Source organism: Oceanospirillum multiglobuliferum, assembly GCF_900167095.1.
In the GTDB taxonomy this organism is placed as follows: domain Bacteria; phylum Pseudomonadota; class Gammaproteobacteria; order Pseudomonadales; family Halomonadaceae; genus Oceanospirillum; species Oceanospirillum multiglobuliferum.
The window spans coordinates 21,680-33,495 of the sequence record NZ_FUXG01000016.1 but is presented as its reverse complement, the minus strand read 5'-3'; the positions used below and the strand labels follow the sequence as shown (position 1 = coordinate 33,495).

Annotated in this window: 11 protein-coding genes; 4 read left to right on the top strand and 7 right to left on the bottom strand. The window is 46.7% G+C overall.

From position 1 onward, the window contains the following. The first annotated feature begins 23 nt into the window (after positions 1-23). The 4 genes from rbfA to pnp all read left to right on the top strand — a co-directional run bounded on the left by rbfA (position 24) and on the right by pnp (position 3,924). Complete coding sequence (rbfA, locus tag B5D26_RS11610) at positions 24-443, top strand: 30S ribosome-binding factor RbfA (RefSeq protein ID WP_078745899.1); 420 nt, start codon at positions 24-26, stop codon at positions 441-443. Then, positions 443-1,366: a tRNA pseudouridine(55) synthase TruB gene (truB, locus tag B5D26_RS11605; protein WP_078745898.1), complete on the top strand. Its 924-nt coding sequence runs from the start codon at positions 443-445 to the stop codon at positions 1,364-1,366. The genes rbfA and truB overlap by 1 nt, the downstream gene beginning before the upstream one ends. 66 nt (positions 1,367-1,432) lie before the next feature. Then, entirely contained in the window at positions 1,433-1,702 is a 270-nt protein-coding gene (rpsO, locus tag B5D26_RS11600; protein WP_078745897.1) for a 30S ribosomal protein S15, read from the top strand. Positions 1,703-1,818: 116 nt separating this feature from the next. Continuing rightward, positions 1,819-3,924: a polyribonucleotide nucleotidyltransferase gene (gene pnp / locus B5D26_RS11595; protein WP_078745896.1), complete on the top strand. Its 2,106-nt coding sequence runs from the start codon at positions 1,819-1,821 to the stop codon at positions 3,922-3,924. A gap of 94 nt (positions 3,925-4,018) precedes the next feature. Here the strand turns inward: pnp and B5D26_RS11590 are convergent, their stop codons facing one another. The 7 genes from B5D26_RS11590 to B5D26_RS11555 all read right to left on the bottom strand — a co-directional run bounded on the left by B5D26_RS11590 (position 4,019) and on the right by B5D26_RS11555 (position 11,815). Then, complete coding sequence (locus tag B5D26_RS11590) at positions 4,019-5,200, bottom strand: acetyl-CoA C-acetyltransferase (protein ID WP_078745895.1); 1,182 nt, start codon at positions 5,198-5,200, stop codon at positions 4,019-4,021. A 154-nt stretch (positions 5,201-5,354) separates the two neighbouring features. After that, positions 5,355-5,735: an aspartate 1-decarboxylase gene (gene panD / locus B5D26_RS11585; RefSeq protein ID WP_078745894.1), complete on the bottom strand. Its 381-nt coding sequence runs from the start codon at positions 5,733-5,735 to the stop codon at positions 5,355-5,357. Positions 5,736-5,826: 91 nt separating this feature from the next. Further along, a complete protein-coding gene (panC, locus tag B5D26_RS11580; RefSeq protein WP_078745893.1) occupies positions 5,827-6,684 on the bottom strand; it encodes a pantoate--beta-alanine ligase in 858 nt (285 codons plus the stop codon). Then, the gene (gene panB / locus B5D26_RS11575; protein WP_078745892.1) at positions 6,681-7,475 is read right to left on the bottom strand and encodes a 3-methyl-2-oxobutanoate hydroxymethyltransferase; all 795 of its coding nucleotides are present in this window, start codon (positions 7,473-7,475) and stop codon (positions 6,681-6,683) included. Before panB ends, panC begins: the two co-directional genes overlap by 4 nt. Positions 7,476-7,583: 108 nt before the next feature. Further along, a complete protein-coding gene (folK, locus tag B5D26_RS11570) occupies positions 7,584-8,075 on the bottom strand; it encodes a 2-amino-4-hydroxy-6-hydroxymethyldihydropteridine diphosphokinase (RefSeq protein ID WP_078745891.1) in 492 nt (163 codons plus the stop codon). After that, the gene (gene pcnB, locus B5D26_RS11565; RefSeq protein WP_078745890.1) at positions 8,072-9,487 is read right to left on the bottom strand and encodes a polynucleotide adenylyltransferase PcnB; all 1,416 of its coding nucleotides are present in this window, start codon (positions 9,485-9,487) and stop codon (positions 8,072-8,074) included. The genes folK and pcnB overlap by 4 nt, the downstream gene beginning before the upstream one ends. Before the next feature lie 891 nt (positions 9,488-10,378). After that, positions 10,379-11,815 carry a sigma-54-dependent transcriptional regulator gene (locus tag B5D26_RS11555; RefSeq protein WP_078745888.1) on the bottom strand — a complete coding sequence of 479 codons (1,437 nt, stop codon included), beginning with the start codon at positions 11,813-11,815 and terminating at the stop codon, positions 10,379-10,381. Between the last annotated feature and the right edge of the window lies 1 nt (position 11,816).

The following is an 11,816-nucleotide window of genomic DNA, read 5'->3' as shown; positions in this document are numbered from 1 at the left end:
GCGTCACTGAGGAACAAACTCGAATGGCTCGTGAGTTCAAACGAACTGACCGAATCTCTGAGCAGCTCCAAAAGGAGCTGGCTCGGCTGATTCAGTTTGAAGTAAAAGATCCGCGCTTAGGCATGGTGACGGTTAACCAAGTGAAGATCAGTTCTGATTTGGGTTATGCCGATGTTTATATCACCGTACTAAACAAAGATACTGAAGCAGAGGCCAAAGAAGACGTAGAAGTACTGCGTCGTGCTTCTGGCTTTTTGCGTACGCAGATTGGCAAAGCGATCAAGCTGCGTACCGTACCTCAGCTGCGTTTTCATTATGATGCTAGCGTTGTGTATGGTCAGAAACTGTCGAGCTTGATCGATAAAGCGGTGGCCGCTGATAAAGAGCGTATCGCAGATGAGCAGGCTGATGCGGGTGCTGATGATCAGAAGGATGGTCAATAGTGGCTCGACGTCGCAAAGGTCGCGCGATTTCTGGGGTCTTGTTACTGAATAAACCTACGGGTATTTCTAGTAACAAGGCGCTACAGAAGGTTCGTGCGATGCTGTTTGCCAGCAAAGGCGGACACACCGGTAATCTTGATCCAATGGCAACAGGCTTGTTGCCATTGTGCTTTGGTGAAGCCACTAAGTTTTCCAGCTATTTACTTGATGCCGATAAAGCTTATATCGCCTGTGCGCGTTTAGGCCAAGTGTCTGATACTGGCGACGCAGATGGTGAAATTATCCATGAGCGTTCCGTACCGGAGCTGAGCATTGAGCAGCTACAGCAAGTGATGCAAGGTTTTGTCGGCGCTATTGAACAAGTGCCACCGATGTACTCGGCACTTAAGCAGAATGGTCAGCCGCTGTACAAACTTGCCCGAGAAGGCAAAACGGTTGAGCGTAAAGCACGCCCTGTAACGATTTACTCTATTGAGCTTATCAATTGGCAAGCGCCTGACTTAACTTTCTCGGTACGTTGCTCAAAAGGCACTTACGTGAGGACGTTAGCAGAAGACATTGGCGAGCAGCTTGGATGTGGTGCACATCTGATTAGCCTACATCGTACGCATACTGGTGGTTTTGAGGCTGCTGAAATGATCTCAATGGATCAGCTTCAACAAGTACGCGATGATGAGGGGTCTATTGATCACTATTTATTGCCAGCAGATATTTTAGTCAGTCATTTTGCCAAGAAAAATTTGTCTGCAGCAGAAACTGCGCGTATCCTGCACGGCCAAGATATCGCCAATACAGAAAATCTAACTGGAATGGTACGTTTGTACGACCCAGAACAGCAGTTTTTAGGTTTGGCTGAAGCATCAGAGACGGGGCGTTTAATGCCGCGTCGCCTGATTGTTACCGATGAGACGGTAACCGATTAGGTTAGCTGTAAATATGCACGGTTAACCTGAATCTTATTTATTTGCATATTCACTAGGAGATATATCATGGCTCTATCTGCAGCAGAAAAAGCAGCAATCGTTAAAGACTATCAGCGTGGCGAAGGCGATACTGGTTCTCCAGAAGTTCAAGTTGCTCTGTTAACTTTGAACATCAATGGTCTGCAAGATCACTTCAAATCTCACAAGCACGATCACCACTCACGTCGTGGTCTGATCCGCATGGTAAACCAGCGTCGTAAACTGCTGGACTACCTGAAAGGTAAAGACGTTACTCGTTACAGTGATTTGATCAAGCGTCTAGGCCTACGCCGCTAATACGCTGACAATCTTTCAATTGATTGTCTATGGAAGCCCGCTATCTCTTTGATAGCGGGCTTCTTTGTGTGAGAATAGACAAACATGAAAGCAATAGATATTGGAAGGAAATCACCGTGAATCCGGTTATCAAAACATTTACATACGGCAACCAGACCGTGACCTTAGAAACAGGTCGAATCGCACGTCAAGCGACTGCTGCTGTACTGGTAACGATTAATAATACTTCTGTACTTTGTACAGTTGTGGCCAAGAAAGATGCAGCTCCGGATGCGGGCTTTTTTCCACTGTCTGTTCACTACCAAGAAAAAACTTACGCTGTAGGTAAGATTCCAGGTGGTTACTTCAAGCGTGAAGGCCGTCCAACAGAAAATGAAACCTTAACTTCTCGTTTGATTGATCGTCCGATCCGTCCTTTGTTTGCAGATGGCTTCATGAATGAAGTACAGATCATCTGTACGGTGATGTCGGCTGAAAAGAATGAGAACCCAGATATTGCAGCGTTAATTGGTACTTCTGCCGCGTTGAGCATCTCTGGTGTACCGTTCAGTGGCCCTGTGGGTGCCGCTCGTGTGGGCTTCACTGATGATGAAGGCTACATTCTGAACCCGAACAACGACAAGTTGGAAGAATCACTGTTAGACATGGTGGTTGCGGGTACTGAGAATGCCGTACTGATGGTAGAGTCTGAAGCAGAAGAGCTGACAGAAGACGAAATGCTAGGCGCAGTATTGTTTGCTCATAAAGAGATGCAAGCCGTAGTTAGCGCAATTAAAGAATTTGCTGCTGAAGTGGCAACGCCTGCTTGGGATTGGCAGCCGAAGCCAGAAGACACTGCAACCAAGCAACTGGTTGCGATGGCTTATACCAACAAGATCAAAGACGCTTACAAAATTACCGTTAAGCAGGATCGCTATGCCCTACTAGGTGCATTGAAAACGGAAGCTGTAGAAACACTGTCTAATGAAGAAACCAGTGCAGATGCGATTAAAGCTGCATTTGGTAGCTTAGAGAAGCAGATCGTGCGTCAAGCGGTTGTAAACGGCGAGCCACGTATTGATGGTCGTGATCAAGATACTGTACGTGCCATCGCAGTTGAAGTAGGTTTGTTGCAAAAAACTCATGGTTCTGCGTTGTTCACTCGTGGTGAAACACAGGCCATCGTAACTGCGACCCTAGGTACGGCGCGTGATGCACAGATAAGTGAGTCTCTGGCGGGTGAAGTGCGTGATCCTTTCATGCTGCACTACAACTTCCCTCCTTACTCTGTAGGTGAAGCGGGCTTCATGGGTGGTCCTAAGCGTCGTGAAATCGGTCACGGTCGTCTGGCGCGTCGTGGTGTTCAGGCGGTTTTACCGACTGAAGAAGAATTCCCATACTCTATTCGCGTAGTATCTGAGATCACTGAATCAAACGGCTCTAGCTCAATGGCGTCAGTTTGTGGTGCATCTTTAGCCCTGATGGACGCAGGTGTTCCTCTAAAAGCACCAGTTGCGGGTATCGCAATGGGTCTGGTTAAGGAAGGCGAAGGTTTTGCTGTACTGACCGACATTCTGGGTGACGAAGATCACCTAGGCGATATGGACTTTAAAGTCGCGGGTACTGCTGAAGGTATCACTGCATTGCAGATGGATATCAAAATCGAAGGGATCAACGAAGAGATTATGGAAGTGGCACTGAACCGTGCTCACAAAGCGCGTATCCATATTCTTGGTGAAATGAACAAAGTGATCAGCACTGGCCGTGAAACTTTGTCAGAAAACGCCCCAGCGATGACCACGATCAAAATTGATCCAGAGAAAATCCGTGACGTAATCGGTAAAGGCGGCGCAACTATTCGCGGCATCTGCGAACGTACTGGTGCCTCTATTGATATCGATGACAACGGTCTGGTTAAGATCTACGCAGAAGACAAAGCTTCAGCACAAGCGGCAATCAACGAAGTGGCTGGCATCACTGCCGAAGCTGAGATTGGTGCAGTTTACAAAGGCACCGTGGTGCGTTTGGCTGACTTCGGCGCATTTGTTAACTTCCTGCCGGGTCAGGATGGTCTGGTGCACATCTCTCAGATTGCACAAGAACGTGTTAACGCAGTAAGCGATTACCTGAAAGAAGGTGACGTGATTGCAGTTAAAGTGTTGGATGTTGATAACCGTGGCCGCGTTAAGCTAACGGTTAAAGAAGTCACTGAAGAAGAGAAGGCAGCTGCACTGGCAGTGTAGTCCTTGTCTTACACAGGCGAATAAAAAGGCCCAAGCTGATTCAGCTTGGGCCTTTTGTTTATTTGGCAGATTAACCTTGGTTAATCAGAGGGGCTTACGCACGCTCAATTGCCAATGCAACACCTTGACCGCCACCGATGCACAAAGTCGCTAGACCTTTCTTCGCATCACGCTTGATCATTTCATGTACCAGAGAAACCAGAATACGGCAGCCTGATGCGCCAATTGGGTGACCCAGTGCAATCGCGCCACCATTCACGTTAACTTTGCCAGTATCCCAGCCCAGTTCTTTGTTCACGCTTAGAGCCTGTGATGCAAACGCTTCGTTGGCTTCGATCAAGTCTAGGTCGTTAATATCCCAACCTGCTTTTTCCAAGCACAGCTTAGTCGCAGGTACAGGGCCGATACCCATGATCGCAGGATCAACACCGGCGTTAGAATAGGCTGCGATTTTAGCCAGAACAGGTAAGCCCAGTTCTTCAGCCTTTTTCGCGCTGCATAGAATAACAGCAGCTGCACCGTCGTTCAGTGTAGAGGCGTTACCTGCTGTAATAGTGCCGTCCTTTTTGAATGCAGGACGCATCGCCGCTAGCTTCTCAGCGGTGGTACCAAAGCGAGCGTTTTCATCCGTGTTGAATACTACTGGATCGCCTTTGCGTTGTGGAATTGAAACAGGGATGATTTCATCAGAGAAGCGACCGCCTTTGATCGCCTCTTCTGCTTTTTGCTGTGACATTGCAGCAAATGCATCTTGCTCTTCACGGCTTAGGCTATATTTTTCTGCTAGGTTTTCAGCAGTGATGCCCATGTGGTAGTCGTTAAATGCACACCATAGGCCATCAACAATCATAGTGTCCTGTAGTGCCCAATTGCCCATGCGCTGACCGTTGCGAGAGTTAGGCAGCACGTGAGCTGACTGAGACATATTCTCTTGGCCACCAGCAATGATCATATCGGCATCGCCTAGACGAATCGCTTGAGTTGCTAAATGCAGTGCTTTCAAGCCAGAGCCACAAACTTTATTAATGGTCATCGCTGGTGTTGTTTCAGGCAAGCCGCCTTTGATGCAGGCTTGACGTGCAGTATTTTGGCCTTCACCTGCAGTTAGTACTTGGCCTAGTAACACTTCATCAATTTGTTTTGGATCAATACCAGTTTGTTCTAACAATCCTTTGATGACGGCCGCGCCTAAGTCAACAGCTGATACTGAGCTAAGGCTGCCATTGAAACTACCAATAGCGGTACGACCTGCTGCGACGATTACAACTTCTTGCATAAGTATTTCCTTCCTAGCAGTGGCGGTTTTATTGTGCTTTGCAACATAGCATAATGCTACAGGCACGGTAAAAAGAAAATACACTAAAATGATGACAAAAAAAAAGCCGACCTTAGGTCAGCTTTAGAAAAATCAGATATTGCTCAATACAGGATTAAGCTACCTGTACAGGAATGGCGTTACTTGTGTGTGTAACTTCATTGCCTGCCGCCAAATAGATCAGAGCTGGTTTGAATGTTGCCAATTCAGCTTCTGTGTAGTTGGCATATGCACAGATAATGACTCGGTCACCGACCTTGGCCTGATGAGCCGCAGCACCATTTACAGAAATGATACCTGAACCCTCTTCACCACGAATCGCGTAGGTCGTGAAGCGTTGGCCGCCTTCGATGTTATAGATCTGGATCTGCTCATATTCTCGGATACCGGCCATATCTAGCAAGTTGCCGTCAATAGCACAAGAACCCTCATACTCCAGTACCGCGTGGGTTACACGAGCCTGATGCAGTTTTGCTTTCAGCATGATGGATTGCATGATTCTTAACCCTTGACCACTGTTTTCCTGATTTTTGAGCGAGCACACGTTGACCGCACTAGGCGGGCAAGTCGCGCAGTATGCCCGAATATTAGTTTTGATTCAACGCAAACGCGATGTTATCAATAAGGCGGGCACTGCCCAAGTTTGCTGCTGCTAAGATGACCAGCTGGTCGTCATTTGCGGTAGCATGTTTGAGGTCAGACTGACGTCTAACACTCAGGTAATCTGGCTTAAAGCCTGCGCTTGCTAAGGCCGAGTTACCTTGATGACACAGTGTGTCAAAATCTTTGCTGCCTGCTTCAATAGCATCTTTGATTTGAACCAAAGTGCGATATAAAGTGGGTGCTGTAGCTAACTCTTGTTCCGTCAGGTAACCGTTACGAGAGCTTAGCGCTAGTTCAGAGGCCGCACGTACTGTACTGATGCCAATAATCTCAATTGGCATACATAAGTCTGCGGCCATTTTGCGAATAACAGCTAGTTGCTGAAAATCTTTTTGGCCGAACAGTGCGATATCAGGTTGGACAATGTTGAATAGCTTTGTCACAACTGTAGACACTCCGGTGAAGTGGCCTGGTCGGCTAGCACCGCAAAGCTCGTCTGTCAGCTCTGGTACAATCACTTGCGTTTGTACGCCTGTACCATTGGGGTACATCTCGCTGGCATTAGGGGCAAATAGCACCTGACAGCCTGCGTCAGTAAGCTTTTCTTTGTCGGCTTCTAATGTTCTTGGGTATGCGTCCAAATCTTCGTTTGGGCCAAATTGCATTGGATTAACAAAAATGCTACTGATCACTACGTCAGCCACTTTTTTGGCTTCGTGCACTAGCTGGATGTGGCCTGAGTGCAAATTACCCATAGTAGGTACAAATGCAATTTTGTTACCGGACTTACGATAAGCCTGTACCGTTTCGCGTAATGACAGAATGCTGTGACAGACGATCATGAAAAACAATGCTCCTCAGCTGGAAAGGTACCTGCTTTAACTGCCTGATGATATTGGCTAAGTGCTTCAGGAATTGAGCGAGCATCAGCCATAAAGTTTTTCACAAATTTGGCAGTATGCCCTACGGTGATCCCCAGCATGTCATGGAGTACCAGTACCTGCCCATCGGTATAAGGGCCTGCACCAATGCCAATTACGGGTACGTTAACGGCCTCTGTAACTAGGCGACCAACTTCTGTGGGAACGCACTCCAACAGAATCACACTGGCGCCTGCATCCACCAGTTGTTGGCTGGCGCTTATAATCGCTTGAGCAGCCGCTTCTGTTTTACCTTGCACCTTATAGCCGCCAAACTGGTTGACCATTTGAGGTGTTAACCCCAAGTGTGCGCAAACAGGTATGCCGCGACGAGTCAATTCGGTAATGCCTTCTGCTAGCCAAGCTTCGCCTTCAATTTTCACCATATGCGCGCCAGCCTGCATTAATTTGCCAGCATTAAGCAGTAGTTGCTCTATTGAAGCGTTACTCATAAATGGCATGTCTGCCATGATTAGCGCGCCTTGATTACCACGGGCAACACATTGCGTGTGGTAGGCGATATCATCAACACTGACTGGAAGTGTGCTGTTATGTCCCTGTAGTACCATGCCCATCGAATCACCAATCAGTATGACCTCAATACCGGTGCTGCTGATTTGATGAGAGAAGGTTGCATCGTACGCTGTTAAACAGCTGAACTTTTCGCCCGCTGCTTTCAGTTTGTTCAGGGTACTGATTGTCACTGTCTTCATTGTTATCTTCCGCCATTACAATAACGCCCACGGCTTTTGACCAGTGGGCGTTTCGAAATGTGTTACTTTGACGTTACCTGCATCTTAAGGTAACAAGTTGTCGTAACTTTACTCTGTCTTTAACAATATCTGCAAGTCATCTATGGTGATATTCGACAGAATAGTTGTAATAGATCCTTTACCCGGTATCACAATTTCGGGGCTAATTTCTGCCAATGGTAGCAAAACGAAGCCTCTGAGGTGCATTTGTGGGTGTGGTACGCTGAGTCTTGGTAGTGCTATCTGCTGTTGATCATAAAGTAACAAATCAAGGTCTAGGGTGCGTGGTCCCCAGTGTCTTAGGCGTACCCTTTGATGCTGTTGCTCTAGTGCTTGTAGTGCATCAAGTAGCGCAATTGCAGATAGTTTGGTCTCTAGCTTTACAACCGCATTAACAAAGTCAGGTTGGTCTTGGGGGCCTACAGGCTTACTAGAATATAAAGAGGAGCCTGCCAAGAAAGTTGTTTCAGGTAAATTTGCAAGTTCTTGATAGGCTGTAAGAAGCTGTTGTATAGGCTGGTCAAGATTGCTGCCCAGCCCTATATAGGCGATAGCGCTCATTCGTGGATGTTTCTATCATGTTGAGGTTTGTTATTTCGATAACGGCTACGCTTACGGCGCTTTTTAACGGGTTCGCTGTTGATCTCAACATCGTCTAGGACGAGCGACCGTTTTCCGCTGTGATTGCTCTCTTGATAGGCGGTCCACCAGTCTGCAAGTGGTTGCACTTTCTCACCGGATTCAGCACGTAACACTAAAAAGTCGTAAGCGGCCCTGAAACGAGGGTGTTCTGCCGTTTGGAAAGCCCGCTTGCCTTGCCGACGCTCTAGACGCAACTGAAACTCCCAGATCTCACGCATTGGCTGGCTGAAGCGCTTGGGAATAGAAGTGAAGTCAGACTGAGCTGCTAACACTTGCTGACCAGCCTGCTGCATGGCGGGTACAGGGGGAAGACCACCCTTTTGCGTCAATTCAACAAAGGCTTTTTGTACTACAGGCCACAGCAAGGCGGCGAACAAGAAAGCTGGGGTGACAGGCTTGTCTTCAGCTACTCTCAAGTCAGTACTTTCTAGCGCCTTGATGATAAATTGCTCTTTATGCGGCTGGGATTGAAGTTGCTCAGCAGCATAAGGGAATAGTTGTTCAAGGAGGCGATATTCTTTGAGTAGCAAGAACGTTTGTACTGACTGTCCTGATAAAAACAGTTTTAGCACTTCTTCAAATAATCGTGCGGCGGGTATTTGACGCAGTAGGCTTGCCATCGGACGAATAGGGGCTTCTGTTACTGGCTCAATATTAAAATCAAGCTTAGCAGCAAAACGAACAGCCCGTAACATACGAACAGGATCTTCTCGGTAACGAGTTTCAGGATCACCAATCATGCGAATGCAGCGATGCTGAATATCTCTAATGCCATCAGCATAATCATAAATGGCAAAATCAGCGATATTGTAATACAAGGCATTAATAGTGAAGTCACGGCGTACCGCATCTTCGTTGATTGTCCCATAGACGTTATCGCGCAATAACAAGCCATGCTCAGATTGTGAAGCAAGGCTCTTCGCAGAGTCTTCAGCTGGTGGTGCACGAAAGGTTGTCACTTCTATGACTTCACGACCATAACGCACATGAACAATACGAAATCGACGACCAATAATGCGGGCATTATGGAAAAGAGATTTTACCTGTTCTGGTGTGGCGTTGGTGGCAACGTCAAAGTCTTTTGGGTGTAATCCGAGCAGGGCATCCCGAACGCAACCGCCTACTAAAAAAGCATCATAGTTGGCTTTTTTGAGGCGATAAAGTACCTTTAAGGCGCTGTCTGAAACATTGCTTCGGCTGAGGGGGTGTTCGTCACGGGACACAATACGCAATTCAAATGGGGAGGATTGCGGTTCACTGCCATTTGATTTTAGCAGCTGCTTGATCGTCTTACCGGGACGCTTTAGAAATGAATGAATTCCTTTTAGCATCTCTGGATCTTGAATCTCTGAATAGGAGCAGGGAGTGTACCCTAAAAACAAAAGCGGAGCCAAATTGGCTCCGCTATAAAATTGTCTGCATCCATGCAAACGATATGTCAGACTTCGGTAAATCGCTCTGAATGCGCAATGACAGTCAATTACAAACTTTGGTGGCTTGGCCTAGTTATTTTTATTTTCCAATTCAAAACTCTATACAGAGATTTCTAGTTTGGACCGCCTCGTATTCAAAACAATTATCCAATGATTCTTTCTCAGCCCGCTTATTGTTTTTATTGCAGGGCAGGCACATCGCTATCTGTTTTATTATTTTTGTTACAAATAATCTTTTGTGCATCAGTTCGCTACGGTTAACTTTTCATCCTGACTTATTGTTTTTATTTCAGGGTTGGTCATCTTGTTGGGTGTTTATTGTTGTTTTCCCAGTGCCGACCTGTTTTTTCGCTCGCTTATTGTTTTTATTTTTTGAGCTTAATTTTTATTGCCGCTTATTGTTTTTGTTTCGGCTAGAACGTTAACCGCCGTTCTTGTTGTTCTTGACTAGGTAGTTGCAGATGCTGTGCCAGTTTTTAAAAAACCTTTAAAAAACATTGAGTTATAGATAATTGTACGGATATGGTTTTGGTAGGCTACTGAGATTGTTACCAGTGAAACAATCTTATTTTACTGGTGCTGTGTGTTACGGTAACACTCAGTCACAAAAATAATTATTAAAAAGTGAACAGGCTAAAAGGATTAGAAAAGGCAATACTTAGGCGTACTCTACTTTAGGTTAACCTCTATTTGATCAAGGTCAAAAGTATGATGTTTAGAGGTTTGTAGCGCTTCGTCTCTGTGTAAAAAAGGGATGCAGTTAGCATCCCTACGATAGCTCTTCACCAGTTAGGCTTTGCGAGTTGGGCTTTTTCTTCGTGGAATTCCTAAGCGCTGGCGCCGCTCCCATAAACATTTTCGACTAATGCCCAGTTTTTGTGCCAATTCGGTTTCGCTCATCTGATCTTGGTGCTCTAAGACAAAGTGTTGAAAATAGTCTTCAAGAGAAAGATCTTCAGGTGCTTTAGTGCCATCATTACGCGGAATCACACGTGAGGGCGCACCAATAGAAGGCAATGCAGACTGTACTTGTGGGATTGAAGGACGATGAGCAACAGTGGATACTGGCTCAATGCCCAAGTCATCAGTATGAATCAGATTACCTTCAGCTAGTATCACACCTCGCTCAATGGCATTCTCCAGCTCACGCACGTTTCCAGGCCAGTCATATTGTGAAATCGCATCCGCAGCGTGCTTGGATAGACGAAGGTTGGGGCGCTCCATTCTTTTGCAGGCATTGCTGAGTAAAAACTCTGCGATCTCTAAAATATCATCTCCACGCTGCTTTAGTGGCGGCAGGGTGAGTTCCATTACATTTAGACGGTAGTAGAGATCAAGGCGGAAATCACCTTCGCTGGAAAGTTTCTTTAAATTGCGGTGTGTTGCAGCGACTAGGCGTACATCAACCTTCTTAGAGTGCACTGAGCCAATGCGACGAATTTCACCTTCTTGGAGTACCCGCAGTAAGCGTGCTTGTGCTTCTAGTGGCAGTTCGCCAATTTCATCTAAGAAAAGCGTGCCGCCATCTGCCGCTTCGACTAAGCCGCAACGATTGGTGTTTGCACCAGTGAAAGCCCCTTTCTCATAACCGAAAAGTTCGGATTCAATAAGGGTTTCAGGAATTGCGGCACAGTTAACGGAGATCAGTGGTGCATTTCGGCGACGACTGTTGTTATGGATCGCCTTGGCAATCAGTTCTTTACCTGTACCTGATTCGCCTTGGATTAGGACGGTCGCGTCGGTTGGTGCAACTTTTCGGATGCGCTGATAAACCACCTGCATGGTGGGGCAATGTCCAATCATGCCCATTGTGCCGGGTTCACTGTTTTCCTCTTCCACGATGCTGGCGGCATCCGCTTCTTGTAAACGCTGATTGGCATGGTTGGCAAGGATGCGATTGACTGCGTTGAGCATCTCTTCGTGATCAAATGGTTTGGCGATATAGTCCACCGCCCCCATTTTCATGGAGTCCACCGCTGAGCGTAGACTGGCGTAGCTGGTCATGATCAGTACGGGAATACCTTCTGCCAATTTGATTAGGTCTGTGCCTGGTGTTTTAGGTAAACGCAGGTCAGAAATAATCAGATCAAAATCTTTCAGCTTGAAGCGTGACAAAGCCTCATCAACGGAGGCGGCCTCTTGAACTTCAAACTGATGCCGTTCCAGCAATCTTTTCAGAGCGGAGCGGATAATGTCTTCGTCTTCTACTACCAATATTTGGGGCATG

Excerpts from the sequence above, each read along its gene's own strand:
- panC (WP_078745893.1), bottom strand. The coding sequence starts at position 6,684 with ATGATCGTCTGTCACAGCATTCTGTCATTACGCGAAACGGTACAGGCT.
- panD (WP_078745894.1), bottom strand. The coding sequence starts at position 5,735 with ATGCAATCCATCATGCTGAAAGCAAAACTGCATCAGGCTCGTGTAACC.
- panB (WP_078745892.1), bottom strand. The coding sequence starts at position 7,475 with ATGAAGACAGTGACAATCAGTACCCTGAACAAACTGAAAGCAGCGGGC.
- B5D26_RS11590 (WP_078745895.1), bottom strand. The coding sequence starts at position 5,200 with ATGCAAGAAGTTGTAATCGTCGCAGCAGGTCGTACCGCTATTGGTAGT.
- B5D26_RS11555 (WP_078745888.1), bottom strand. The coding sequence starts at position 11,815 with ATGCCCCAAATATTGGTAGTAGAAGACGAAGACATTATCCGCTCCGCT.
- pcnB (WP_078745890.1), bottom strand. The coding sequence starts at position 9,487 with ATGCTAAAAGGAATTCATTCATTTCTAAAGCGTCCCGGTAAGACGATC.
- rpsO (WP_078745897.1), top strand. The coding sequence starts at position 1,433 with ATGGCTCTATCTGCAGCAGAAAAAGCAGCAATCGTTAAAGACTATCAG.
- rbfA (WP_078745899.1), top strand. The coding sequence starts at position 24 with ATGGCTCGTGAGTTCAAACGAACTGACCGAATCTCTGAGCAGCTCCAA.
- folK (WP_078745891.1), bottom strand. The coding sequence starts at position 8,075 with ATGAGCGCTATCGCCTATATAGGGCTGGGCAGCAATCTTGACCAGCCT.